General features: G+C 45.6%; 24 protein-coding genes and 4 tRNA genes. 2 read left to right on the top strand and 26 right to left on the bottom strand.

Annotated elements, in window-relative coordinates; translation table 11 throughout:
- Positions 1-95 precede the first annotated feature (95 nt).
- Positions 96-181 (top strand) — tRNA-Leu (locus HMPREF3027_RS05900).
- 14 nt (positions 182-195) lie between these two features.
- Positions 196-268, top strand: a tRNA-Gly gene (locus HMPREF3027_RS05895).
- Positions 269-721: 453 nt separating this feature from the next.
- Here HMPREF3027_RS05895 and HMPREF3027_RS05890 read toward each other — a convergent pair.
- The 26 genes from HMPREF3027_RS05890 to gmd all read right to left on the bottom strand — a co-directional run bounded on the left by HMPREF3027_RS05890 (position 722) and on the right by gmd (position 24,488).
- A tRNA-Arg gene (locus HMPREF3027_RS05890) sits at positions 722-795 on the bottom strand.
- A gap of 49 nt (positions 796-844) precedes the next feature.
- Positions 845-920: transfer RNA gene (locus HMPREF3027_RS05885), tRNA-Pro, on the bottom strand.
- A 93-nt stretch (positions 921-1,013) separates the two neighbouring features.
- Positions 1,014-1,628, bottom strand: coding sequence for a Maf family nucleotide pyrophosphatase (locus HMPREF3027_RS05880; protein ID WP_070707619.1), 615 nt, complete (start codon positions 1,626-1,628; stop codon positions 1,014-1,016).
- Between the two features lie 2 nt (positions 1,629-1,630).
- Positions 1,631-2,155 (bottom strand): KdsC family phosphatase, encoded by a 525-nt coding sequence (locus HMPREF3027_RS05875; RefSeq protein ID WP_070707618.1) that lies wholly within the window; start codon positions 2,153-2,155, stop codon positions 1,631-1,633.
- A gap of 11 nt (positions 2,156-2,166) precedes the next feature.
- On the bottom strand, positions 2,167-2,940 hold the full coding sequence (locus HMPREF3027_RS05870; RefSeq protein ID WP_070707617.1) for a Rossmann-like and DUF2520 domain-containing protein: 774 nt from the start codon (positions 2,938-2,940) through the stop codon (positions 2,167-2,169).
- Positions 2,921-3,469: a nitroreductase family protein gene (locus HMPREF3027_RS05865; protein WP_070707616.1), complete on the bottom strand. Its 549-nt coding sequence runs from the start codon at positions 3,467-3,469 to the stop codon at positions 2,921-2,923. The genes HMPREF3027_RS05870 and HMPREF3027_RS05865 overlap by 20 nt, the downstream gene beginning before the upstream one ends.
- 45 nt (positions 3,470-3,514) lie before the next feature.
- Positions 3,515-4,639: a radical SAM family heme chaperone HemW gene (gene hemW, locus HMPREF3027_RS05860; RefSeq protein ID WP_070707615.1), complete on the bottom strand. Its 1,125-nt coding sequence runs from the start codon at positions 4,637-4,639 to the stop codon at positions 3,515-3,517.
- A 7-nt stretch (positions 4,640-4,646) separates the two neighbouring features.
- Positions 4,647-5,240, bottom strand: a complete 594-nt coding sequence (locus HMPREF3027_RS05855) for a response regulator transcription factor (protein ID WP_018028123.1) — start codon at positions 5,238-5,240, stop codon at positions 4,647-4,649.
- Positions 5,241-5,252: 12 nt separating this feature from the next.
- Positions 5,253-5,945, bottom strand: a complete 693-nt coding sequence (locus HMPREF3027_RS05850) for a hemerythrin domain-containing protein (RefSeq protein WP_070707614.1) — start codon at positions 5,943-5,945, stop codon at positions 5,253-5,255.
- 24 nt (positions 5,946-5,969) lie between these two features.
- On the bottom strand, positions 5,970-7,091 hold the full coding sequence (locus HMPREF3027_RS05845) for an N-acetylmuramoyl-L-alanine amidase family protein (RefSeq protein WP_070707682.1): 1,122 nt from the start codon (positions 7,089-7,091) through the stop codon (positions 5,970-5,972).
- Between the two features lie 554 nt (positions 7,092-7,645).
- Complete coding sequence (locus tag HMPREF3027_RS05840; protein ID WP_070707613.1) at positions 7,646-8,041, bottom strand: hypothetical protein; 396 nt, start codon at positions 8,039-8,041, stop codon at positions 7,646-7,648.
- A gap of 155 nt (positions 8,042-8,196) precedes the next feature.
- Positions 8,197-8,694, bottom strand: coding sequence for a hypothetical protein (locus tag HMPREF3027_RS05835; RefSeq protein ID WP_070707612.1), 498 nt, complete (start codon positions 8,692-8,694; stop codon positions 8,197-8,199).
- 11 nt (positions 8,695-8,705) lie between these two features.
- Entirely contained in the window at positions 8,706-9,098 is a 393-nt protein-coding gene (locus HMPREF3027_RS05830; RefSeq protein ID WP_070707611.1) for a hypothetical protein, read from the bottom strand.
- A gap of 116 nt (positions 9,099-9,214) precedes the next feature.
- The gene (locus HMPREF3027_RS05825; RefSeq protein WP_070707610.1) at positions 9,215-9,778 is read right to left on the bottom strand and encodes an RNA polymerase sigma factor; all 564 of its coding nucleotides are present in this window, start codon (positions 9,776-9,778) and stop codon (positions 9,215-9,217) included.
- Positions 9,775-11,865, bottom strand: a complete 2,091-nt coding sequence (locus tag HMPREF3027_RS05820) for an HD family phosphohydrolase (RefSeq protein WP_070707609.1) — start codon at positions 11,863-11,865, stop codon at positions 9,775-9,777. Before HMPREF3027_RS05820 ends, HMPREF3027_RS05825 begins: the two co-directional genes overlap by 4 nt.
- 147 nt (positions 11,866-12,012) lie before the next feature.
- On the bottom strand, positions 12,013-12,909 hold the full coding sequence (gene folD, locus HMPREF3027_RS05815; protein ID WP_070707608.1) for a bifunctional methylenetetrahydrofolate dehydrogenase/methenyltetrahydrofolate cyclohydrolase FolD: 897 nt from the start codon (positions 12,907-12,909) through the stop codon (positions 12,013-12,015).
- A gap of 68 nt (positions 12,910-12,977) precedes the next feature.
- Positions 12,978-14,324: a signal recognition particle protein gene (gene ffh / locus HMPREF3027_RS05810; protein WP_070707607.1), complete on the bottom strand. Its 1,347-nt coding sequence runs from the start codon at positions 14,322-14,324 to the stop codon at positions 12,978-12,980.
- A 97-nt stretch (positions 14,325-14,421) separates the two neighbouring features.
- Complete coding sequence (locus tag HMPREF3027_RS05805; RefSeq protein ID WP_070707606.1) at positions 14,422-15,918, bottom strand: MBOAT family O-acyltransferase; 1,497 nt, start codon at positions 15,916-15,918, stop codon at positions 14,422-14,424.
- 50 nt (positions 15,919-15,968) lie between these two features.
- Positions 15,969-17,204 (bottom strand): GDSL-type esterase/lipase family protein, encoded by a 1,236-nt coding sequence (locus HMPREF3027_RS05800; RefSeq protein WP_083317530.1) that lies wholly within the window; start codon positions 17,202-17,204, stop codon positions 15,969-15,971.
- A 6-nt stretch (positions 17,205-17,210) separates the two neighbouring features.
- Positions 17,211-18,596, bottom strand: a complete 1,386-nt coding sequence (locus HMPREF3027_RS05795; RefSeq protein ID WP_070707605.1) for an SGNH/GDSL hydrolase family protein — start codon at positions 18,594-18,596, stop codon at positions 17,211-17,213.
- A 70-nt stretch (positions 18,597-18,666) separates the two neighbouring features.
- Positions 18,667-19,335 carry a DNA alkylation repair protein gene (locus tag HMPREF3027_RS05790; protein WP_246830542.1) on the bottom strand — a complete coding sequence of 223 codons (669 nt, stop codon included), beginning with the start codon at positions 19,333-19,335 and terminating at the stop codon, positions 18,667-18,669.
- 20 nt (positions 19,336-19,355) lie between these two features.
- Positions 19,356-21,020 (bottom strand): formate--tetrahydrofolate ligase, encoded by a 1,665-nt coding sequence (locus HMPREF3027_RS05785; protein ID WP_070707603.1) that lies wholly within the window; start codon positions 21,018-21,020, stop codon positions 19,356-19,358.
- A gap of 85 nt (positions 21,021-21,105) precedes the next feature.
- Positions 21,106-21,723 (bottom strand): IMPACT family protein, encoded by a 618-nt coding sequence (locus tag HMPREF3027_RS05780; RefSeq protein WP_070707602.1) that lies wholly within the window; start codon positions 21,721-21,723, stop codon positions 21,106-21,108.
- Positions 21,723-22,343: an HAD family hydrolase gene (locus HMPREF3027_RS05775; RefSeq protein WP_070707601.1), complete on the bottom strand. Its 621-nt coding sequence runs from the start codon at positions 22,341-22,343 to the stop codon at positions 21,723-21,725. The genes HMPREF3027_RS05780 and HMPREF3027_RS05775 overlap by 1 nt, the downstream gene beginning before the upstream one ends.
- Before the next feature lie 3 nt (positions 22,344-22,346).
- On the bottom strand, positions 22,347-23,399 hold the full coding sequence (locus HMPREF3027_RS05770; RefSeq protein ID WP_070707600.1) for a GDP-L-fucose synthase family protein: 1,053 nt from the start codon (positions 23,397-23,399) through the stop codon (positions 22,347-22,349).
- An 18-nt stretch (positions 23,400-23,417) separates the two neighbouring features.
- Entirely contained in the window at positions 23,418-24,488 is a 1,071-nt protein-coding gene (gmd, locus tag HMPREF3027_RS05765) for a GDP-mannose 4,6-dehydratase (protein WP_070707599.1), read from the bottom strand.
- Between the last annotated feature and the right edge of the window lie 286 nt (positions 24,489-24,774).

The raw sequence follows: 24,774 nt of genomic DNA, 5'->3' as shown, positions 1-24,774 counted from the left end.
CAACGACCTATTAACAGATGGATAGAAAGAGGCAACAGATCTCGTTGTATAATTGAGAAATTTAGATTACCTTTGCAGAGCAATTAAGGATACGAGCCCGGATGGTGGAATCGGTAGACACGAAGGACTTAAACTCCTTTGGCCAGCAATGGCTGTGCGGGTTCAAGTCCCGCTTCGGGTACAAGATATGCACTTGCGGTAGTAGCTCAGTTGGTAGAGCATTGGCTTCCCAAGCCAAAGGTCACGAGTTCGAACCTCGCCTACCGCTCTAAAGTAAATAAGAGAGTTGGATATACAATTTATTCAACTCTCTTATTTTTCACACACAAGCAGCACCACTCCACTAATAAGAGGGTATTTAATATAGACTCACAAAACACCCCAATATTTCCTTCGTAGTAGGAGGCTAAAAGTTGAGTTGCAACTAACCAATTGACGAGATGCAACTAAGCAAACGGCGAGATGCAACTAAGTAATTGCTTAGTTGCATCTCAATTTTTGCTCAGATAAGGGCACTGAATATCAGAGGGTTATAAAACGCTCTACCCGATTGTTGTTTCAAGTATCCCCTACCTCACGACCCTTTGTGGGTCGGACAAATATATACCATAGACAAGAGGGCTGAGCACCTTCGTACAACTCTATAAATAAAATAGCCTCATCAGCATCATAAAGATACCGATGAGGCGACCTAATTCTATATGCCATAAACGGCTCACAGTGATTGGGATGGGATTCGAACCCATGACCGATAGCTTAGAAGGCTATTGCTCTATCCAGCTGAGCTACCCAACCAATCCATCTATTTAACCTAGATTGCTTCTAAAGAAGCTTTATAAAATAGTCGGGATGACTGGATTCGAACCAGCGACCCCACGCCCCCCAGACGTGTACTCTAAACCGGACTGAGCTACATCCCGAACTTTTACTGTGTGCAAAGATAACACAATAATTGCTATTTGCCACGAATTTGCAATAAGAAATTACTGTTTACTAAGGCAAAGAGGCAATAATTAGGGTAGAAACTCCTTGAGATGCTGATAAAGATGCGCTGTAGGCAGCCCCATTACATTGTGGTAGGAGCCTTGAATCTCCTTTACTCCAATCAACCCTATCCAATCCTGAATGCCATAAGCCCCAGCTTTATCCAAGACCTCATACCGAGTTACATAGTAACTAATCTCCTCTTCGGTCAAATGGTCGAAGAGTATATCGCTCGTCACGCTCGCTTTGAACTGTCGATCAGACATTGTAAGGCAATAACCTGTAATTACCTGATGCCACTTTCCAGACAATCTATTGAGATAGGTGACCGCCTCGTCGAGGCTGTGGGGTTTCTCAAGAATCTGCCCTTCCAAGACCACTACTGTATCTGCTGTAATCAGTAGATCATTGGGGTGTAATTGAGGAAGTAAGAACTCAGCCTTGCGACTTGCCAATACCAATGGCACTTCATGCGGGTCCTGCACTTCAATGTGATCCTCTGGTGCGTGGCTAGGGCGCACCTCAAAGGTGAGCCCCAGCTGTTTTAGTAGTTCTACCCTGCGAGGAGATTGGGAGCCAAGAATGATATGGAGCCCTCTTAACCTTGCTTCTAGTGGATGTGCCACTTTTCCATCATTTGTCATATTTACCAACCAAATGCGTGCTCGTCATTGAGCCATAATCCTTTCATTTTTAGCACCTCTTCGAGCACAGCACGTGCTACCCCTTCGCCTCCATTAATAGGAACTATGTGGCTAGCAATTGCTTTGGTCTCTGGTGAAGCGTCCTTAGGAGCCACCGAAAAACCACAAGCTTTCATCACTGGAATGTCGGGGATGTCATCACCACAAAATAGGCATTCTGATGCTTTAAGACCAGTCTTCTGCAAAAAGTCATTAAGAGCATCGATTTTAAGACCAGCCCCCATATAGATATGCTGGATGCCTAGACCTTTGTATCGCTTCGGCACACTATCGGAATAACCTCCGGAGATGATCCCGAGCACAAGTCCTTGCCTACAGGCTTCTCGTATCGCATAACCATCTCGTACATTGACAGTTCGCTCTGGCACCCCCTCGCTATCGATATGGGTGGTGACTCTCGAGAGCACCCCATCGACATCAAATAAAACTCCTTTGATATGGTTTAGATCCGTTGGAAAAGAACTCATATTTAAGTAAATCAATGATTCATAATTGACTTAGTCAGCACCTCATAGATCTCACGTGATTGACCTTGAAGAAGTGCCAAATGGCGATCGATAGTCCGATAGTCGTGCCGAATAGCGGGCCCTGTTTGTACCTCCTTGGGCGAAGCTGATAACGCTTTATTTAAGGTCTCCTTGACTAAAGGACCCAGCAAATGAAAGTCTAGTCCAATATCGTGTAACACTTCATCGGAAATGGAGTAGAGATGATTAACGAAATTGCACGCAAAGACAGAGGCTAAATGCAGCTTCACTCTCTCCTTACTAGATAGATAATGTACTTGTCTGCTGCATAACGCATTCGTGATTTTGCCGATGACCTCTTGACATTTCTGGGTATTGGCTTCTGGAAAAATAGGGATCTCAGAAATCACCAGCTCTCTATTTTCAGAGAAGGTCTGCATCGGATAGAGTACTCCGCGATGCCTAATGGCTGACAAAGCATCTATTGAAGTTCCGCCTGAGGTATGCAGCACTACACCGCTATAACCACTAGGAAAATGACTTGCTACTTCACCAATCGCATCATCTTTGACTGCAATCAAGACAAAATCAACTGGCAAGTCAGCTAGCTGATCAATGGAGTCAACAGTTTCGGCACCTATCTTCTGTGCCAATGCGGTCGCGTGTGACTTGGTAGGGCTGTATAGTGCCGAGCAAGTTACCCCACCCTTCACTAACGCTTCCGCCAAGTGAGTAGCCACTCTGCCGCTACCCACTAAGGCGAAATTAAAGCTCTCTTTCCTCATACCTTCCTACGAAAAGACGCTCCCACTCCACCTCTCGTTCACGTGGCTTAAGCATATCGGCTTTTTCCACCTCCCCTATGCCTATAATGCAGAGTACTTTATAGCTATCGGGCAAATCTAGCTTGTACTTGATATACTCCTCGGCAGTAGCTCCTTTGGGCGAAGGGCTGTCCTCTATATGGCACCAGCAAGAGCCAAGGTCGTGATCAGTCACTGCTAGCTGAATAAAGGAGGCAGCTATAGCACAATCCGAATAAGGGCGCTTGCTCTTATTGCTATCGCTACACACCACAATGGCAACTGGAGCACCAGCCAAAAACTGGCTCCCGCGCTCACGGCATTCACTAAAGTCTTTGAGCAGCTGCTTATCCTCAACCACAAAGAATCGAGTGCTTCTGCTATTCTTAGATGTAGGTGCCCTTAGCCCCGCCTCCAATATATCCTTTAGCACTTCCGAATCAATAGGTTGGTTGGCATACTCGCGCACGCTCCTTCTCTTTCGAGATAAAAAAGTCAAATGTGAAAACATATTCCTTATATCATTAATGATTAACGTTCATAAAAAAGCAATTGTCTAGTCATTCATCGCCAACTCCAATAGTACTCTATCGGCGAAGTCCCAGCCCCTATCAGTAAGGGCAAAGCGATCGCCCCATTGCTTTAGGAGTTCTTCATCCACTAGCCTGAAAAGTGACTTTTCTGGAATAGCAAAGTTTTTTTTCTCCATCTCTGCAATAGATATTCCCTCAGCAGTTCGTAAGCGTGTTAGGAGATACTCTTCATACTCCATCTCTGGGGTAATATACTCAATCTCACGGGATAAAAAACCTGCACCTGTAAGCAATTGATCGGTATATAGTGGCAAGGAACTAGCATTCCATGAGCGCCAAGGAGCTACATAACTATGAGCGGAAGGACCTAATCCGATATAGGGCACCCCACTCCAATAGTTGCTATTGTGCCTAGAACGAAAAGAGGGTTTTGCGAAGTTGGATATCTCGTAGTGCTGATAGCCCGCCTCGGTTAGCACCTGCCTCACAGTATGTGCCATCTCTATAGAAACATCCTCACTCAGCTCGTTGATTTCTCCCTTACTACGCATCTCATAAAGTGGAGTTCCCTCCTCATAGATAAGATCATAAGTAGAAATATGCTCTGGAGAAAGTGAGACCAATTGGTCTAAATCCTCCCCTAGCTCTTTGAGCTCCTCTGTAGGAATGCTGTATATTAAGTCAAGAGAGATATTATTTACTCCTTCTTGGCGTAGACTCTCAAAGAGAGCAATGATCTCCTGATGGCTATGACGGCGACCTAGCTTTTGAAGCAACCGATCGTGGAAAGACTGAGCCCCGATACTAAAACGATTGACACCATAGGAGAGCAGATGCTCAATATCTACCTTTCCAACGTCACCAGGGTTACACTCAAATGATATCTCAGCCGATGGTGAAACGTTGTAATGGCTTCGCAATACTCCTACTATCTCTCCGATATAATGGTGTGGCAATAAAGAAGGGGTTCCACCGCCAAAGTAGATGGTCTCAATGTCCATTCCTCCGAGCTCATAAGCTCGCTTTTGTGCCTCAATCTTTAACGCCTTTACATAGCGAACGACCTCACGGTTGTTGGCCACAGAGTAAAAATCACAGTACAGGCACTTTTTCTGACAAAAAGGGACGTGAACATAAATACCAGCCATAGTCGCACTATATGTGATCCTTCACATCGTCAAGCGTTACCAATTTATTCATTATGGCATAAATTGTGAGACCAGAAGGGCTATGAATATTGAGTTTGCGTGCTATATTGCGCCGGTGGGTAATGATCGTATGGGTAGAGAGGAAAAACTTCTCGGCTATCTCCTTATTAGTAAGCCCCTTCACCACTGCTACCACTACCTCTTGCTCCCTAGGTGTCAGCACCATCTCCTCTGCATTGCTTCCATCCACCTCTAGTACACTCTCAAGCATATTAGAGACTTCATTCCCCCCATCTGTTGAGAGGATTTTTCCATCAAAATTCTTTGAGAGCTCTGCTTCAGCCAATGTGGTACAATAAGATACGATCCTCAACTCATCATTTCCAAGTGCTTCCTTCAAGATAGGCACCATTGGATCAGAAACCACGTCGGGAGATACAATCAGCAAGTCAGGCAACACCTCCTTATAACTCTCTAGTAGCCTATAGGGATCTGCTAGCATATTTAACCCCAAATGGAAGGTCGTCTGTCTTTGGAGCAAATGCTCAATATAATGCGCACGCCCAGCATCCCCCACAGCCACCAATACCGAATATCTCATATACAGAATGCTCTAATTTAGCTTGTCTTCCTCCATTTCTCTTACACAAGGAATGAGGATATGATCTTCCACATCATTATGAATGTGAAGCTCCTCACTACAGGTAAAGAGATCATGAAGCACATTATTTACCTTGAAGTCCATCTCCATCGGATAGTACTTAATAAATATATTCTTAAGCTCCAGCATTTTTAGCTCCACTTGGTCGTGACGCTTCTCAAAAGTTCGGATAGAATACTCTAGGTCATTAGCTCCCTCCAGAAGTGACTCAATGTATGGGAAAACCACCTCATCCTCATACTTCATATGCTGAAACACTTCCTTTTCATAATTATCAAAGTACTTCTGAATCACAAACCTTATATCCTCAGGGGCCTGCTCAATAGCTTCCAACATATTTCTTCGGATCTCAGGAAGCCTGAAATCAAGGAAGTAGCTGTGGCTATTTCTAAGGAAACGAATTAGTAGAGGTATTGATAGTTTTTTGTACAACCCTTTCTGCCCTACCCCCTCATCAAAGAGAATAAAATGGACCACAAAAAGGAAAGTATCCACATCAACACCATGCTCATCACAGATCTCCTTGATCGTCCGCTCACCGACTCCCAATGGGATATCAAATCTATAGATAAGTAGCAGGATATTATAGTGTTCACTCACCAAATCCGCCATCTTACTGTGCGGGGAATAATGTCTATTCTTCATATGTTATTCTTATCTCCCTTGTCATTAATAATAACTACCTACCTTGTTACCCTCTCCATCAAAGCCTACAATAAAGCAATCTTTATACTTCCGTCTCAAATCACGCTGGTAGCCTTTTGCCTCATCTAGGCTAGTGGTATCATAAAAGGTGTACTTATAGTACTTACCCTCCTTAGTTACTTTTACTACATCCCTATATGAGCCGAAGTAACCTGGTTTTAGCTTTCTTGTATCTGCCATCACCTGTACTCGATAATGTATTTCTCCGGCAACGGCCTTACCATCGGATTTGGTCGCTACAGACTGCGAGGCGACCTCGGGTGCATTCTCAGCCACTGCTTCCTTACCCTTAGGGCTTCCGCCTCCACGACCAGATATCTTAGCTTCGTAGTCTACTACTGCCTGTGCGATACTTTGGGCTAGTTTTCTCGACCCATTCTTCGACAACATATAATCTTCATCAGAAGGATTAGAGATAAAGCCAAGCTCCACCAGCACACTAGGCATAGCTACTTCCCTCAGCACCAAAAAACCAGCTTGTTTCACTCCGCGGTTACCTAACCCCCCATTGACCATACCACCTTGTATCAACTCCGCCAAGTCGATACTAGAGGAGAGATGCTTATTTTGAATAAAGTTGAATATGATATAGCTTTCCGATTCATTAGGGTCAAAACCTTTATAGATAGCTCCATGGTCTTTCTCATAGAGAATCACAGAGTTCTCCTTCATTGCCACATCAAGGTTATCTTGAGTTCGGTGCAATCCAAGCACATAAGTCTCGGAGCCATGTGGACGAGAGGTTTTGTGCGAATTGGCATGAACGGATACAAAGAGGTCTGCTTTCTTTTTATTGGCAAAGTCTGCTCGCTGCTGGAGACCAATAAATCGGTCATCCTTTCGAGTGTAATAGACCACGATATTGGGATTTAGTACATTGATCCGCTCACCCACCTTTAGAGCTACATCCAGGACAATGTTTTTCTCCTTAGATCGCTTACCCACGGCCCCGCTATCCTTGCCACCATGACCAGCATCAACAACAACCACAAAACGCCCCTTGCCATCTCTAGCTTGGCTCACCGTGCCTAGAGAGGGCAGAGAAAGCAAAACGAGCAAGATCAAAGCTCTATAAAATATCCTCATACCTAGCGAAACCGAATCATACTTACTTATCACTGCGAAATTAACTAATTCTACGGATATGTCCAAATATGAGCATCTCCAAATCCCATACGTAGATTCAAGTTACTAGTGCAATTTACCAACAAGACAGACATTGGGGTCTTGTATTGGTATTTTTAGCGTATAGGTCAAAAATGTTGGTGAGAATCACATAGTCAAGCCATTGTTTTCTACTTCACAATCAAGATTATCATCTTTGATTATTAATATACTATTCTCATTATCATTGTGCTATATTGAATTACCACAGTCACATGGTCGATATCCCCTATGCCTTAAAAACCCAAAAACAATCGTTCAAAATTTTCCATCTCTTGAGATACCCTTTGCGAAAGGCTTCTGAAAGGGTCTCACCAACGCTTTTAACCTATAAGCCACATCTTTTTAGACCGCTCTCAATTGTGTACCTTTGATCAAGGGTGGAATCGTCTCCACTTTTGAGCATATGATCGCAACGAAAAAGGCTCGTCTCACAGGTGTGGGACGAGCCTTTATTGTCTAGGGGTCAGATAGCCTTACTCACGAGTTGCATTAGCAGTCCAAGAACCCTCCTTAGTGGTGTAAGCAGCGATGGTGAGCATCTCTGCATCGATGCTGATTACTCCAGCTTCATCTGTACTGAGTGTCACAAGCGTATTTTCACCCTTTTCCATCTTCACACCAGAGAGTGTAGGGATATTCTTTGAGCTGAAGCGGAAGGTATAAGTATCTCCCAACTTTACCACAGTAATAGTTACCTTTTCACCAACAGCGATATTAAGACCATCCTTTGTTGAAGCATAGCTCGCAGTACCATGGTACCTACCTACAAATAGCTCCGCATCAGCTGGGTCTTGGTTACATGAAGTAAAGGCAATAGCCATCAACACCATAGCAGCCATTGCTGCCAAAATCATATTCAACTTTTTCATCACGTTCTCAACTTTAAATTGTTAATACTAACATCATTCGCAATGTAATCATTTTCACTCTAAGACGAACCCTAATTACACTATTTTATTGGAATAATATCACATTACCCCACACACATTTTATATCTATCTAAATAGTTCGTGCCTACCATCACCTACCTATGGCGTAATTTTCGACCAGTATTGGTATTGAATTTACGATACTCCTCATACACCTTAAAAGCCTTTTCGGGAGTTAGCTGATTGATCAGTGCATTCATAAAAGACTGAGAGGCCTGATGACGCTTTTCGGTGAGGGTCTGTATCTTTTTATAGTAGTCGAGATATTGTTCGGAAGTAATTTTACCCCCCAATTTAGATATCTCATCATACACTTTTCGTATTCCTGTCCATGAGGAAAAGCGCGCCTCATCGTACTTATCCAGCTCTTTTGAAACCAACTGCTTCTCTTCGTCCGATAAACCCGCTGCCTTGGCGATGGCTTCGATTCGCTCCTTTTTGAACTGCTCATGCACCGCACTTTGGTCGCTGTCCTCTTGCTCCACAGTAGAGCTGGGGAGCACTTCTCTATTGACATTTGCAAAGAGTAGAGAGGGAGTAGCCAAGCCCCATAATATCAGTAGCACAAAAGTGCTTAATTTATTTCCTTTCATAAGATCTTACCTTATCTTGAACTTATCACGTTTTGATCATCCTCCGCCATGTAAATGAACCCCCAGTAGTCTTCGTTGGTATCATCGAGTAAAAACTGCTGAAACTCCTCATCACTCATATCATACGCATTGAGCTCTACGGGTTCTGGAAGGGCTGAGTGCTGCAATGGTGAGAGCTTCCACAAAGAAACGACGAGCAATAATACGGCCGCAACTCCTATCGACCAATAGACATAAGGTTTCCACAACTTACATGCTTGAGACTTCACTTCAGTCTGTACCTTCTTATCCTCCTCAATTCGTTGCATCAACCGCTCCTTGAAGTGGACAAAATAACCTTCGGGAGTTACGAATGGATGCAAAGGATCATTTTCAATATTTTTACGTTCAAAATTGGGGATCATCACAAACTAGCTATCTAAATACTATCTATCTATTAATTGCTCTATCTATGGGTTTGATGCATCAATCACCGATTGGTTTAATCACCTACTTAATCTTTTTTACGGAAGTGGGAGGGTCACTCCTTCTCAATTCCCATCACCTTTTTTATCTTCTTCACTGCGTGGTGATAATTGGCTTTGAGTGCACCTTCACTGGTGTTGGTAATTTCAGATATCTCCTTGTAAGGGAGGTCTTGAAAATACCGAAGCTCAAAAGTTAGCTTTTGTTTCTCGGGCAGCTGGTCTATCGCCGCCATAAACTGAGCCTCTGCAAGGTCGCCATCAAAATAGGGGTCGCTCATAAGCATCTGAGTGAGGTCATATTCCTCAGTGGTTAATGGTAGCCGCCGCATCTTCTTCTCCTTTCGGATATGTGAAAGTGCTTCATTAGTGGCAATACTATAGAGCCAAGTGCTCAACTTTGATTGACCCTTAAACGTACCGATATGCCGCCAGACTTTTACAAAGGTATTCTGTAGCACATCGTCGGCCTCCTCATGTCGGTAGACAATACGACGAATCGCCGCATACAACTGTTGGGAGTAGCGATCTACCAAAAAGCTAAAGGCCGCCTCTTGGGTATCGGGATGAGTCAGCAGCTTTATGAGCTCCTCATCGGATATATCGTGGGGGATATTCATTTATCGGCTTCCTCAGCTTGCTTTTTATCTTCTGATGTATTTGGACTTCTACGCAATTCGGGATAGTCGATACGAGAGTGATACATATTGCGAAGCTTATCTATAAATACGAACTTTGTGGTCTCAATATCGCGGAAAGTGAGCGGAGTATTTTTAAGATAACCATCGGTCATAATACCATCAACGATCTTATTGACATGATCTATCAGCACCTGCTCGGTAATTTCCTTAAGACTTCGAGAAGAGGCTTCCACAGCATCGGCAAGCATCATCACCCCCTGCTCCTTGGTCCATGGGTTTGGACCTGGATAATGGAAGATACTCTCATCAATCACCGCATCGGGGTTTTCATTTTTATACTTGATGTAGAAGTACTTAGTCATCCCCAGACCGTGGTGGGTGCGGATAAAGTCGATGATGGGCTTTGGAAGCTTGGCTTTCTCTGCCATTTCGATGCCATCGGTCACATGCTTGATAATAATGCGCGCACTCTGATCGTAAGAGAGCCGGTCGTGAGGGTTATTAGCGCCCTGGTTTTCGGTAAAGTAGGTAGGGTTTTTCATCTTCCCTATATCATGATAGAGTGCCCCACTCCTCACAAGTCGCACATCACCACCGATTTCTCCAATAGCCTCAGATGCCAAAGTGGAGACATTGAGTGAATGCTGGAAGGTACCTGGTGCTACCTCGCTTAATTGCCTCAATAATGGTTTATTGATATCGGACAGCTCTACTAAGCTAATACTAGATATATACCCGAATACTCGCTCAATAACATAGACCATCAAGTAAGCAAACATCAGGAAAATGAAGTTGATCACGAGATAGAATAGAATATTCCAATCCATACTCTCTGGCACTCCCTGACGGGCAATCAGCATGGCGTAGTAGGAGACAACCATACCAAACAAGGTGGCAAAACTGGTACGAATCAAGTCGCTGCGCTGCGAAAGGTTTCTCAGAGTAACCAATACAATTTGTCCCGCAATCAGCTGAATCACCACAAACTGTAGAGGAGATGGCACCACCAAGGCAGCTAGTAGCACCGTAACTAAGTGGGTGATAGAAGCGGTACGGCTATCAATAAACACACGTACCTGTATCGCCACGATACTAAATGGGATCATATAGGTGACTGCAGGCTCAATGGGGACAAGAATATAAGCCAAAGCCACCAGCAGGGAGACATTGAGAACTAAGAAAACAGTGTTCTTTATCTGCTTTAATAACTCCTCCCTAAAGGCAACAAGGTAAGAGAATAGAACTAAAAACAAGAAGAGGATCAAGAAGAATTGACCAATCAAAAGAACGATGCTCTCAGCGGTGGTGGTAGAAGCGTGTTCAAAAGCTGTGCGATACCCCTCCAAAACCTGATAAATTTCGGGGGTTACCACATCGCCTGTACCAACTATTCGCTCTCCTTTCTGTACCTCACCTACTATATCCGTTACCGTTGCCAACCTTGCATTTTGCATCTGATTGGTCTTATTCTGGTCTAACACTAGGTTACTGCTGAGGTACTTCTCTATATTAATCTGCTGCAACACCTGTGGGCTGAGGTTGTGAGGTGCGCTTTGCATCGCATAGTCATACGCCATCCTCGCATTAAAGATATCATTGGCATCTTTACGTATTGCCACATTCATCTCATCCACCACGAAGATATAACCGTCCTCTTGGCTGGCTAGCAGGTCATACGCATCATTAGAGAGAATCCCTCTATCGTATATCTCATCTAGGATCTTATGGATATACTGTATATAGTCACTGGTCACTTCGCCACCTAGCCGGCCCTCTGTAAAGTCCTTGGTGATTTGATTTTTCGCCGAGAGTTTTACAGAGCTACTCAGCGTGAAGTAATTGATTTTAGTGCGTTCGATACTATCTCGCTCCAATACTTTCTGTGCGTCACTCTTATACACAGGGAAGCTATAGGGTGCCGTGAGCACCCCTTCATACCTCCAAGGCTGACCAATGCTATAGTCGTACTTAAACTTTAGCTTAGTAGGATAGAGCAGCGTCATCAAGACGGCTGCCACCACAAAGATCAAACCACTTTTTATTTTACTAGATTTATATAGAGCCATAAGGAATAGGTATCTAAACGTGTCTATCTAGCTACTAGATATACCACTTATCAAAATAGAAGAAGATTTTTTTGGATACACTCCCACAGGTGAACATTAATCGGTCACCTGTGGGAGTCCTATCCATCTTTCTTAAGAAAAATTCAATTACTTAGCTTCCATCCCCCTACGACGGCGGGCACTAATTAGCGTATTTCGCATCAGAGAGATAATGGTCATAGGCCCCACGCCACCAGGTACAGGAGTAATGTAAGAGGCCTTAGGAGCCACTTCGTCGAACTTAACATCGCCCGTGAGCTTGAATCCACTCTTGCGACTAGCATCGGGCACACGAGTAGTCCCTACGTCTACCACTACTACACCCTCCTTAACCATATCACCGGTAAGGAATTCTGGCGTGCCAAGGGCAGCAATGATGATATCCGCCTCACGAGTAATCGCAGCGATATCCTTAGTCCTACTATGGCAGACCGTCACTGTCGAATCTCCTGGATAGGCCTTGAGCATCATCAGCTGTGCCATTGGCTTGCCTACGATATTACTTCTACCGAGCACCACACAGTGCTTGCCCTTTGTCTCAATATTATAGCGCTTCAGTAGCTCCAAGATACCTGCTGGTGTGGCAGAAACAAAAGATGGCAACCCGATACTCGTTTTCCCCACATTGATAGGATGGAAACCATCGACATCTTTATTAGGGTTGATTGCCTCAATAATCTTTTGCTCATCTATATGCTTAGGAAGGGGGAGTTGAACGATAAACCCGTCCACACTATCATCATTATTCAAGCGATCTATAGTATCAAGTAGCTCTTTTTCTGTCACGTTGTCTTCAAACCTAATCAGTTCATCTTCAAAGCCTAGTTCGTGACCCGTTTTCATCTTAGAAGCAACGTAAGTCTCGCTACCACCATCATGCCCCACCAGTATTGCCACCATCTTTGGGGGCTTATGCCCAGCAGCAACAATCTCTTTTACCTCGGCAGCAATCTCAGCCTTCATGTCAGCTGAAATCTTTTTGCCATCCAATAATTGATAATTCATAGTTTGATATTTTACATTAACACGTTCTATTGATACAACAACCGATGTCTACAAATGGTTGAGGGCACTTACCTTCCACCCATTTGTCGCTTCAAGGCACCCATATTCATACCTCTCCGACCACCTTTTGCACCGCCCATCAGTTGCATCACCTTGCGAGCCTGCTCAAATTGCTTCAGTAGCTGATTCACTTGTGCCACCTCCACACCACTTCCAACTGCAATACGCTTACGTCTATTACCATCAATGATTTTGGGATTCTCCCGCTCCTCGGGGGTCATCGAGTAGATAATAGCTTCAATTCCCTTAAAAGCATCATCATCCACATCAAGGTCACGGATCGCCTTACCTACCCCAGGGATCATCCCTAATAGGTCCTTAAGGTTACCCATCTTTTTAATCTGTTTGATCTGCTCAAGGAAGTCATTGAAGTCAAATTGATTCTTCTTGATCTTTCGCTCAAGTTCCTTAGCCTTCTCCTCATCGTACTGGTCTTGCATCCTCTCTACGAGCGATACCACGTCGCCCATTCCTAGGATACGATCCGCCATACGCTTAGGGTGGAATACATCAAGAGCATCAAGTTTCTCACCCGTACCGATAAACTTAATGGGCTTCTCCACTACCGAACGGATAGAGAGAGCTGCACCACCACGGGTATCGCCATCTAGCTTGGTAAGTACTACTCCATCAAAATTAAGACGGTCGTTAAACTCCTTAGCGGTATTCACGGCATCCTGACCCGTCATAGAGTCCACCACGAATAGAATCTCAGTAGGATTCACCGCCTTCTTGATATTGGAGATCTCCTCCATCAGCACCTCGTCAACGGCCAAACGACCCGCTGTATCGATAATCACTGTGGTGAAGCCCTCCTTTTTGGCTTTCTCAACAGCATGCTCAGCAATCTCTACAGGATTCTTATTACCCTCTTCAGTATAGACAGGCACCTTGATCTGTTCGCCAACTACTCGCAGCTGCTCAATAGCCGCAGGTCTGTAAACGTCACCAGCTACCAACAGAGGTTTCTGACCACGCTTATCATGTAGATACTTCGCCAACTTACCCGAGAAAGTAGTCTTACCTGACCCCTGCAGACCACTCATCAATATGATGTTGGGCTTCCCATCAAGTACTAGCTCCGACGTCTCACCACCCATCAGAGCGGTCAGTTCATCATGGACAATCTTCACCATCAGCTCACCTGGCTTCACAGCAGTGAGCACCTTCTCTCCAATCGCCTTCTCCCTCACTCTCTTGGTAAAGTCACGAGCGACATCAAAGTTAACGTCCGCCTCAAGAAGTGCAATCCGTACCTCCTTAATGGTATCAGCAATATTTAGTTCCGTGATAGAGCCCTCACCCTTGAGGTTTTTCATCACTCTATCCAATCTATCCGAAAGATTATTAAACATCTCTTACTCTTAGAAATATATGATTTTACTTACCTCGCAAATTTACCAATTATTTTGCACCTCACTCAGGAGTCGCAATACCGAAACCTACTACCCGCTAAAATTGGAAGTAGATAAAGGGTTGTACACCTATGGAGCGGAACTGTACAAGGATGATAAAGACAATAGCTAATAGCATAGCCTGACCCACGAGAGGTAGGCGTGTCACAAACCCTTGAATGTTGCGACGAATGGCCCCAGGTGTAAAGTGAACTAAGAAGCCTATTGCCATAAGTATGGAAACCACTTTATATCCTGCTATGAACTGACCCGCCACCTCGGGGTGGAACTCATGGGCAATCATATCCAGCATTACCCAGACATCCGACAGATTTTCCATACGGAAGAAGATCCAGGCAAAGGCAACAAAGTGGAAGGTGAGCAACACCGAGAAAAAGCGGACGATAGGATTCATCCCCTCCCCAGTAGGTCGCAAGAAACCGACAAATGAGAGCAACCACTTATGCAGAGCAAGTGCCAAGCCGTGCAAGCCACCCCATATGATAAACCTAAGGCTAGCCCCGTGCCACAACCCTCCAAGCAACATGGTAATCAGTAGATTGATATAGGTGCGTAGCTTGCCCTTCCGATTACCTCCGAGCGATATATAGAGGTAGTCTCTAAGCCACGAGGAGAGCGAAATATGCCACCGTCGCCAAAATTCAGTGATAGTAGCCGATTGGTAGGGGAAGTTGAAGTTGATGTTAAATCTAAAGCCCAACCAAAGTGCTATCCCAATAGCGATATCTGAGTAGCCCGAAAAGTCACAATATATTTGGAGAGAGTAGCCATACACCGCCATCAGATTCTCAAAGCCCGTATAGAGCGATGGGGCATCAAAGACTCTATCCACAAAGTTGAGACTGATATAATCTGAGATAACGCCTTTTTTAAGCAAACCGAAAAGAATCAGATAGAGGCCTTCGCCAAACTCCTCCCGTGTTACCACTGGAGTGCGGTATATCTGCGGGATAAAATCTTTCGCCCTCACGATAGGACCAGCCACCAATTGGGGAAAGAACGAGACGTAAAATAGGTAGTCCACCCACTTACCAAGCGGCTTGATCTCTCCTCGGTAGATATCAATCACATAGCTCATTGATTGGAAGGTGAAGAAGGAGATCCCAACGGGCAGAAAGATATCAAACTGATGTGGCTCAAATGGAGTACTCACCCAACCTAACCACTCCCCAATACTATAGAAAAGGGGACCAAAAGTATTGTACAGAAAGCCGGTATACTTAAAGTAGCCAAGCATTCCAAGATTAAAGACAATGGAAACCAGCAACCACCACTTTTTGCCTTGACCCGAAGCCAAAGAGATACGGCGACCAACTAGAAAATCGACCGTAGCGGTGAGGATGATAATAGCAGCATACGCACCACTACTCTTGTAATAAAAGTAGAGCGAGAAGAGCACCACATAGATAATCCTCGCCATCTGCCGATGTCTCAGAGCATAGTAAATGGGGATAAAGCAGAGAAAGAGAATCAAAAAGAGCCCACTATTGAAGAGCATCGGTGCCTCGGGCTGGTATTTTAGCAAGTCTAGCATATATTACACAAGGATATGGATACTAATGTTGATCTCCAATCAGTCACAACTTACTTTCGTCTCGATTTTTCTTGGTAAAAGAGGGGCCTCTGACGCTCCAAGTAATGCCTAAAATCACTCAATAGTGCATAGGCAATCGCTTTACCCGACTCATCATATCCTTCTCTCGTCAGGTGTATTCTATCTTTTGAGAGCATCCCTGCCTCTAGCAGAGCATCCACGCAAGCTATTCCTCCAAAAGCACTATAAACATCAATATAGCCACAACCCAGATCAGCGGCCTCTTGCTCCAATACCTTAGCCACCTCAGCAGCATAAGGACAAGGAGTCCAGCGGTAAACTCCCCGACGTACCCTTTTGGACGTATAGGCCGAGACAGGTGACGTAAGAATAATAGCAGTAGTGGGCAACGCTCTCTGCAAAGCTCCTACAAAACTCCTCACATTACTAGCAAACTGTGTGGAGGAAAATCTGTGAACTAACATATCATTTGTTCCCAATGAAATGATTAGTAGTCGAGGACGTAGTAGCTCCAAATGATCTACAAAACCACGTTGATTCATTGAACTATAAAAAGCCCCATTATAGCCAATGGTATGTAGGAGCGGACCAGGATAGCCATTCTCCAGACTAGCACCATACCACCTTGCCCCTTTCGGGGCTACTAGGGTCAGTGACGAGGCGGGTAGATACAGCCTCAGCGTATCAGCAATTGGTTGTTCGACTGTAGCTAATAAACGTTGCGATGGGCTATCCCCTTTAATATACAATGGGGGTGTGGAGGCGTCTCGGAATACCACCACCTTTTTTATCGGAAAGTAGTCGGTTGCTGTTATCTCTACCTCACTTACCCCATTTGCCGTTAGGGTAATGCCTGTAGGGCTAGGAGAGTCAACATATTTTCGTGATGTGATAAAACTCCCCGACCACCCACTCTTATTGCCTGATATCTTAGCTGGTTGGGGCTGATTGCTACGCAGAAAACGATAGGGTGCTACCCACCCTAAGCCACCAATTCCAAAGTAATCATCGAAAAACTGACGGATAGGCATACTAAAGTAGCCCCCTTGTACGTGCGAATCGCCAAGATGAATAATAGGAGTCGTCTCATCATTCATAGGCGAAGCACAGAGTTGCCAGAATTCATCCAAATAGCCATCGGGAGCTTGTAGGGTACAGAGCTCCACCTTCAAAAGATCAAGCTTAGAGGGCTTTTGGGCTGCAACATTTGGACAAAAGAGAAGCAACAACAGCAGAAAAGCCATATGAAATCTACTAATTCTCATCTTCTTCTACTCCTCCACCAACGAAAGATAAAGACGCTTGGCGAGTTGTCTTCCACCAGCTCCACTGAGATGGGTATAATCCTTCGCCATCCACCCTTTCTCTACTAAAATCTTCACACCGCCAAGTACCTGTATTACCTTGTAGGTATCCCAGTACAAGCAACCCTCCTCTTTAGCCAACTTCTTTTGAATTGCACGCACTTTATAGACCCCCTTAAGCGTGGTGACATTACCCTCTTCAATAGTTGCTCTATCCGAAACGGAAAGCAATAACACAACTGCATCAGGATAGAGTGCCTTGATATGCTCCAGACTCTTCTTCATCTTCCTATAATACCAGTAGTAATCATCGCCATTTTCCTCGGTAGAAAGTGCATTTAGCCCAAACGAAAGAATAATGAATCGGTAATCCCTCACCCCGCTCATCTCACTGCAGAGAGCATCATTCAGGCGAATCAGCTCACCTCCAGAAGCACCTCTTCGACTCATATTATCTACAGAGACTCCCGAAGCTCCATCCAAGTAAATGCCGTGAATATCTATATCATCGCTCTGCACACTGAGCTTGAGAGAAGAGATATTTTGCCCTCGTTCTTCCCATAGAGCTAAAGCACCATCAGCTGTAGCACTCAAATCATGTGAAGAGACGATGGTATCATTAATAGTGGTAGTCAACACTGAGGCCGATTTGTTTTGGTAAAGCAATGCAACCCGATCTACTGGAGAACGCATCTTAAAAGTTACTTCCCCATTGCCTGAGAGGTGGTCATACTGACCTGATGCAGTATACACCCCCTTCTCCAATAGAGTATGAGCTTTCCATTGTCCACTAAAGCGATGCTTAATTGAGGTCCGGAAACGTGCCGTAGGAGAGGTCAAAGGAAGGTACCCCACCCCCTTTCCGCCGTACTTCTGCTGGAGCATACGCCGAAGGTCGGCTACCAATATATCGCCCTCAGTAAAAGAATCGGAAAAGAAAGCAATGTGTAAAGGAGTAGTCCCAGAATCCTCAAGCCACTTGCGCAGGCGAGTAATACCATCACGATTTGGAGTGTAATCCACCAGTATAGAAAGACTATCACCTGGCTCCTCTACCAAAGGGCTTATCTCTTCACTATCGTTAGGCGAAGGAATAGAATCACTCATATAGGAAGTCTCATCAAAATGATCTTCACTATCCGGACTAGGAATAGACAAGTCAATATCCGCATTTGAGCCGATGGCTTCTTCTGCCCCCTTCGACTTAGAAAACAAATCGCCCAATGGATTAAACACCTTAACCTCTCCATTCACCCTATTCAAAGCGAAAGAGATCAAGTAGGCCAATCCAATTGCCAGCAAACAGACTAAAAAGCTCCGAAAGAGCCACCCCCCTTTAGACCAATTACTCATCCTCAAATACTGCTACCAAAACCATCGCCAAAGGTACCACTTTTTCAAGAATGTAACACGAGACCTACTCTCATTTATGGTGGCGAAGCGACTCACGTAGCTTCTGGTGATATCGCTTTTTAAGTGAAACGTTAGAAATGACAGGCGAGACCTCTGGGTGGGTCAGCTTGATTTCGGCAAGCAACCACGCATTAGCCATCTCCACATAGTAGGCAGCATCATATTCTAGCAGGGCAATATGCTGTAGCACTTGCTCGACACTGACCAGCTCTTGTCGCAGCAGTGGAAAGTAAGCAACGATGGAGAGCCTACGTGCAAATTCATTCGTATTTGAACTAAACTCTTTTGTGGACAATAGCACCTCCTCAAGATGCCCCAATTGAGCGAAATAACCAAGCACCTCTTGGTATAGGTCTGATACAGCCCATCCGTCGCATAGCGAATAAAGCACTGGGATAGTTTTTCCGACTTCATCCTCTTGCGTCACCTCCTTTAATACCAGTCCTAATAACAGTTTGTACTCATACCACCTTTCAGCAAGAGGGTATAGAAGTGTAATAGCACCATCGGAAGTTAGATACTTGGAAAGTTTATGGGCTATTCGTCGTACCACTGGCATCCGTATTCCCAGTATGCTATCTGGATAGCAAGAAACCTTTAGCTTGGTATTGAAAGACTTATAAGATAGGTCGGCAGAAGAGCGAAACTCTTCGAGGAGTTGCTCTACTGCCGACCTCATTTCTTGGTCAGTACAAGGCATTAGCTAAGGCCGTGGATCACACCATCCACCAAATCCATCTTCATAGCAGCTGGCTCCTTAGGCAGACCAGGCATACGCATGATGCTACCCATAATCACCACTACCAGCTCAGCACCAGTATTCACCACCACGTCCTGTACGTTGAGCTCAAAGTTATCAGGAGCACCGAAGCGTTTAGCATCATCGGTAAATGAGTATTGAGTCTTGGCAATACATACTGGGAACTTATCAAATCCCTGCTCCTCGAGCTTCTTGATCGCCTTCATCGCCTTCGTCTCATAATTGACGTGCGATGCTCTGTAGATATTCTTGGTGATCGCATCTACCTTCTCCTTGATAGACATCTCATTGTCGTACAAGAATTGTAGAGGCTTAGAAGGGTTATTGTCAATGGTATCTACCACCACCTTTGCAAGCTCTACGGCACCCTCACCACCTTCGCCAAACGCAGTATTCACTGCAAATGGTAGGTTGTTCTGCTCACAGTGCTCTCTAATCAGGGCAATCTCGTTATCCGTATCAGTGGGGAAGCGGTTGATACAAACCACTACACTCTGCCCAAACTTACGGAGGTTCTCCACATGGCGATCCATATTGCCAAAGCCCTTCTTCAGCGACTCAAGGTCTTCAGCCTTAAGGTTCTTCTCATCGGCACCACCATGTAGCTTCAATGCCTGAGCAGTAGCTACCAGCACACTTGCCTTTGGTTGTAGCTTAGCGTGACGACACTTAATATCAAAGAACTTCTCACCACCTAGGTCGGCACCGAAGCCAGCCTCCGTGATAGCATATTCGCCATACTTCAAGGCCATCTTAGTAGCCATTACCGAGTTACAGCCGTGTGCAATATTAGCAAATGGACCACCATGGATAAAGGCAGGAGTATTCTCCGTTGTTTGCACCAAGTTAGGGTTAATAGCATCCTGCAGAAGGATAGTAAGTGCACCACCGCAACCAAGGTCCTTTACTCTAAATGGCGAACCATCCTTTAGATAACCCACAAGGATATTATCAAGTCTTCTGCGGAGGTCCTTAATATCTGTAGCCAGACAAAGGATTGCCATAATCTCCGAAGCTGGAGTAATATCAAATCCCGTCTCACGAGGCACACCATTACCAACCCCACCAAGACCAGTAATCACATTACGTAGATTACGATCGTTCACATCAAGCACACGCTTCCAAACGATGCTACTGAGGCCCTCAGGCTTATTTCTATTCTGATAAGCATAGTTATCCACAAGTGCGGCAAGCGTATTATTCGCCGAAGTAATGGCATGGAAGTCACCAGTAAAGTGGAGATTGATCTGATCCATAGGTAATACCTGTGCATATCCACCTCCAGCAGCACCACCCTTCATACCAAATACTGGTCCGAGTGATGGCTCTCTCAATGCTACAAAAGCCTTCTTTCCTATCTTGTTAAGTCCAAGTGCTAGTCCAATAGATACTGTTGTCTTACCGATACCCGCTTTGGTTGGAGTAATAGCTGTTACAAGAATCAGGTTACCCTCATTGTGCTTTTCCTCAAGGAGAGTGCTATCCACCTTAGCCATATACTTTCCATAGGGGGACAGTCGATCCTCTGGGATACCGGCTTCCTCAGCAATTAGGTCAATCTTCTTCAGTTTCGCTTCTCTTGCGATTTCGATGTCTGTCTTCATAAGTTAGTTAATCAATGTTATTCTATAGTTTTACATTACAATCATCACTACCCCTCCCCACACATACAACAAAGGTGCACCCCCATTAGTTCGCTACCTCCTTTATTTGTAGCTGATAAATGGCACTCGCTCCCTCTTCAAACTCCCTCGCCCTACTATTAGGCACCTTTATTTCCCATATATGCCCCTCCGTATCCGCATCACTCAGCACCGTTTCCGCCTCATATTGCCTCAAGAGCATCATTACAGGATTGATAAGGTCAAAAGGGAAAGTAAGCCGATAGTGACTATAAAGGGTCACCTCCACAATTTCACTATTCTTGATCGCCTCCTCCGCTGCAGTGCGATAGGCCACAATCAATCCACCAGTACCCAGTTTCACTCCGCCAAAATACCGCACTACTACAATCAATAGGTCGGTAAGCTGATAGCTAAGCATCTGACCCAATATCGGCTTCCCTGCGGTACTACTCGGCTCACCATCATCATTTTGTCGCTCTATAGGCTCCCCCTTCCCGATGCGGTACGCCCAGCAGACATGCCGAGCATCATAATATCGCTTCCGCAACTCCTGAATCTCTTCCATAGCCGCCTCCTCCGACTCCACTGGTATTGCAAAGGCAATAAACTTACTCCTCTGCTCCGTGTAAATAGCCTCCGAACGGCTTATAAGAGTTCGATAACTAGAGACCAGCTCCTCCATCACCCCAGCATCTTATCCAAAATAGGTCGCCAATCCTCACCATTCTCAGGGCAGAAGGTGACAAAGCCCAACTTCCTCGCCACCTCCGTATTAGCAGGACCATCATCAATAAAAAGTGTCTCCTCAGGGCGGATACCCGATTCCTTCACAATCAGATCAAAAAACCTCCTATCAGGCTTACACACCCCAAACTCATAGGAGGGATAGACCTTCTCAAAAAAGTCATCCACCGAGTAGCCACCATCAATCATCTCACCCGACCGAGCATACTCCCAGATAAATGGATTGATATTACTGATGCCTAGCAACCGCAACTCCTTCGGTAGCTCTTCGCGTATGTAGCGAAATTTATACTGCTGCACTTCGGCAAGGAACCCCATCAAAGCCCATCCTACCTGCTCTTCACTAAGGGCAAGAGAATAAGCTCCGTTCAATGCTTCAGTAAATTCCGCCTTATCATATTGTCCCTCCTCCAGCTTCAAGAAAAGACCTTGTTGCTGGTAAGGATCTAGTAGACCATCTGCATCATGTACTCCTAAAGTCTCAAAACGCCTTACCGACTCCTCTCTATTCAGTCGTACAAATACCCCTCCAAAGTCAAATAATATATTCTTAATCACTCTCTAATTCTCCAAATACCATTGATACAATCGCTCCACTCCCTCCTCTAGCTCCACGCGATGCCTCCATCCAAGGGCATGCAGTCGCGATACATCACAGAGCTTCCGTGGAGTGCCATCTGGCCTCGTGCTATCCCACGAGATCACCCCATCATACCCCTCCACCCGCGCAATCAATTGAGCCAGCTCCTTGATACTAATCTCCTTGCCTGTCCCGATATTGATATGGCAATTACGTACTTCTTCCATTCCCTTAGGGTAGAGGTCGGCAACGTCGGTATTCAGAAATAGGTGCACCGATGCATCCGCCATATCCTCACTCCAGAGGAACTCCCTCAGTGGCTTCCCACTTCCCCAGAGTCTTACCTCATTAGGGTAAATCCCCATCTTCGCCAACTCCTCAGGCTCCACAACCCCCTCCACAGGGCGTCGTACCAAGTCCCTCTTCACGCCGCCCAAGTCACCAATACCCAAGAGCTTTGCCAAGTGAATCTTCCGAATCATCGCAGGAAGCACATGGCTATTCACCAAGTCAAAGTTGTCATTCGGACCATAAAGATTGGTCGGCATCACCGCAATATAATTGGTGCCATACTGTAGATTGAGGCTCTCACAAAGTCTAAGCCCCGCAATCTTAGCCAAAGCATACGGTTCGTTGGTGTACTCCAAAGGCCCTGTCAGCAAGGCCTCCTCCCGAATAGGCTGAGCCGCATCACGAGGATAGATACAGCTACTGCCCAAAAAGAGCAACCGCTGCACCCCACACCGCCAACTCTCCCCTATCACATTCTGCTGAATCTGCAGATTCTCATAGATGAAGTCGGCCCGATACCGCTGATTAGCCACAATACCACCCACCTTAGCAGCCGCTAGGATAACCCCTTCCGGTTGCTCTTGCTCCATAAACCGACGAGTAGCCACGGGATCCAAAAGGTCCAGTTCCCGATGCGTCCGTCCCACAAGGTTATGGTACCCACGTGCTTTTAGATTGTTCCAAATTGCCGAGCCCACCAACCCCCGATGCCCAGCCACATATATCTTACTATCCTTATTCATCACCCTACACACCCCCTGTTAGCGCACTACACCACCACTACTCTGTACCAGAGCCACATCATGCTCCACCATCTTCTGCACCAACTTCTCAAAAGAGGTTGCCCTCGGATTCCAACCCAGCTCCTTACGTGCTTTTGCAGGGTCTCCCAAAAGCGTCTCCACCTCCGATGGCCTAAAGAAACGAGGGTCCACCTCCACCAATACCCGACCACTCTTACGGTCCACACCCTTCTCCTCCAAGCCACTCCCCTCCCACTCGAGCTCAATACCAGCAAAGGCAAAGGCAAGTGTTGCAAACTCCCGCACTGAGTGCTGCTCCCCTGTCGCAATCACAAAGTCCCGAGGAGACTCCTGCTGTAGCATCAGCCACATACACTCCACATAATCCTTGGCATAGCCCCAGTCACGAAGGGCACTAAGGTTACCCAAATAGAGCTTATCCTGTACTCCAGCCGCGATCCTCGCCGCCGCCAAGGTGATCTTACGCGTCACAAAGGTCTCTCCCCTCCGCTCACTCTCGTGATTAAAGAGGATCCCATTCGCCACGTACATTCCATAGCTTTCTCGATAGTTATGGCAAATCCAATAGGCATACTGCTTCGCCACCGCATAGGGCGAAGAGGGTCGAAAGGGGGTCAGTTCGTTCTGTGGACTCTCCACCACTTTCCCAAAAAGTTCCGAGGTACTGGCTTGGTAAATCCGCACTTTATCTCCCATTCCAAGGATCCTAACCGCTTCCAAAAGTCTCAACGTCCCAAGAGCCACCGTCTCAGCGGTGTACTCAGGCACCTCAAAGGAGACCTTCACATGGCTCTGTGCTGCTAAGTTGTACACTTCATCTGGCTTCACCTCCTGCAGAATACGTAGAAGCGAACTAGAGTCGGTCATATCACCATAGTGAAGGTGCAGTGACCGCCCCTCGTGCATATCCCTGATCCACTCATCTAGGTAAAGATGCTCAATACGACCTGTATTGAACGAACTACTCCGACGCATCACACCATGCACCTCATACCCCTTACCAAGTAAAAACTCAGCAAGATACGAACCATCCTGACCCGTAATTCCTGTAATAAGTGCTACCTTCATGCCACCACCCAAAACTTATTCTCTAAATAGTCAATATTCCTCACTCCCTCCCTTACTGCAAAGCTACAAAAAATATCACTCTCTACAGAACCCCCTGCCGAGCGGAGCCAGGGCCTAACAACCTTTTTCAGGAAACCACAGTCCGACTCGTCCGATCCGTCCGACTTGTCCAACTTGTCCGATAAGCCCCCCCCACCAAAAAGGAGCCTAAAAAAGCCACAGTCTCAAGTGGTCAAAAGTTTATGCAACTAAGCATTTGCTTTGTTGCATCTCGGCATTTGCTTAG

Origin of the sequence: Porphyromonas sp. HMSC077F02 (assembly GCF_001815465.1) — a bacterium.
GTDB lineage: Bacteria > Bacteroidota > Bacteroidia > Bacteroidales > Porphyromonadaceae > Porphyromonas_A > Porphyromonas_A somerae.
Note: the sequence above shows the minus strand (reverse complement) of the source record. Positions and strands in the feature narration are given on the sequence as shown.

What these genes read in the sequence shown, in the direction of transcription:
- HMPREF3027_RS05875 (WP_070707618.1), bottom strand. Translation starts at nt 2,155, where the DNA reads ATGAGTTCTTTTCCAACGGATCTAAACCATATCAAAGGAGTTTTATTT.
- HMPREF3027_RS05825 (WP_070707610.1), bottom strand. Translation starts at nt 9,778, where the DNA reads ATGAATATCCCCCACGATATATCCGATGAGGAGCTCATAAAGCTGCTG.
- ffh (WP_070707607.1), bottom strand. Translation starts at nt 14,324, where the DNA reads ATGTTTAATAATCTTTCGGATAGATTGGATAGAGTGATGAAAAACCTC.
- HMPREF3027_RS05840 (WP_070707613.1), bottom strand. Translation starts at nt 8,041, where the DNA reads ATGAAAAAGTTGAATATGATTTTGGCAGCAATGGCTGCTATGGTGTTG.
- HMPREF3027_RS05795 (WP_070707605.1), bottom strand. Translation starts at nt 18,596, where the DNA reads ATGAGTAATTGGTCTAAAGGGGGGTGGCTCTTTCGGAGCTTTTTAGTC.
- HMPREF3027_RS05880 (WP_070707619.1), bottom strand. Translation starts at nt 1,628, where the DNA reads ATGACAAATGATGGAAAAGTGGCACATCCACTAGAAGCAAGGTTAAGA.
- HMPREF3027_RS05805 (WP_070707606.1), bottom strand. Translation starts at nt 15,918, where the DNA reads ATGCTAGACTTGCTAAAATACCAGCCCGAGGCACCGATGCTCTTCAAT.
- HMPREF3027_RS05855 (WP_018028123.1), bottom strand. Translation starts at nt 5,240, where the DNA reads ATGAGATATTCGGTATTGGTGGCTGTGGGGGATGCTGGGCGTGCGCAT.
- HMPREF3027_RS05865 (WP_070707616.1), bottom strand. Translation starts at nt 3,469, where the DNA reads ATGTTTTCACATTTGACTTTTTTATCTCGAAAGAGAAGGAGCGTGCGC.
- HMPREF3027_RS05820 (WP_070707609.1), bottom strand. Translation starts at nt 11,865, where the DNA reads ATGGCTCTATATAAATCTAGTAAAATAAAAAGTGGTTTGATCTTTGTG.
- HMPREF3027_RS05800 (WP_083317530.1), bottom strand. Translation starts at nt 17,204, where the DNA reads ATGAGAATTAGTAGATTTCATATGGCTTTTCTGCTGTTGTTGCTTCTC.
- HMPREF3027_RS05835 (WP_070707612.1), bottom strand. Translation starts at nt 8,694, where the DNA reads ATGAAAGGAAATAAATTAAGCACTTTTGTGCTACTGATATTATGGGGC.
- HMPREF3027_RS05780 (WP_070707602.1), bottom strand. Translation starts at nt 21,723, where the DNA reads ATGGAGGAGCTGGTCTCTAGTTATCGAACTCTTATAAGCCGTTCGGAG.
- HMPREF3027_RS05785 (WP_070707603.1), bottom strand. Translation starts at nt 21,020, where the DNA reads ATGAAGACAGACATCGAAATCGCAAGAGAAGCGAAACTGAAGAAGATT.
- HMPREF3027_RS05870 (WP_070707617.1), bottom strand. Translation starts at nt 2,940, where the DNA reads ATGAGGAAAGAGAGCTTTAATTTCGCCTTAGTGGGTAGCGGCAGAGTG.
- folD (WP_070707608.1), bottom strand. Translation starts at nt 12,909, where the DNA reads ATGAATTATCAATTATTGGATGGCAAAAAGATTTCAGCTGACATGAAG.
- HMPREF3027_RS05770 (WP_070707600.1), bottom strand. Translation starts at nt 23,399, where the DNA reads ATGAATAAGGATAGTAAGATATATGTGGCTGGGCATCGGGGGTTGGTG.
- HMPREF3027_RS05790 (WP_246830542.1), bottom strand. Translation starts at nt 19,335, where the DNA reads ATGAGGTCGGCAGTAGAGCAACTCCTCGAAGAGTTTCGCTCTTCTGCC.
- hemW (WP_070707615.1), bottom strand. Translation starts at nt 4,639, where the DNA reads ATGGCTGGTATTTATGTTCACGTCCCTTTTTGTCAGAAAAAGTGCCTG.
- HMPREF3027_RS05850 (WP_070707614.1), bottom strand. Translation starts at nt 5,945, where the DNA reads ATGAAGAATAGACATTATTCCCCGCACAGTAAGATGGCGGATTTGGTG.
- HMPREF3027_RS05845 (WP_070707682.1), bottom strand. Translation starts at nt 7,091, where the DNA reads ATGAGGATATTTTATAGAGCTTTGATCTTGCTCGTTTTGCTTTCTCTG.
- HMPREF3027_RS05830 (WP_070707611.1), bottom strand. Translation starts at nt 9,098, where the DNA reads ATGATCCCCAATTTTGAACGTAAAAATATTGAAAATGATCCTTTGCAT.
- gmd (WP_070707599.1), bottom strand. Translation starts at nt 24,488, where the DNA reads ATGAAGGTAGCACTTATTACAGGAATTACGGGTCAGGATGGTTCGTAT.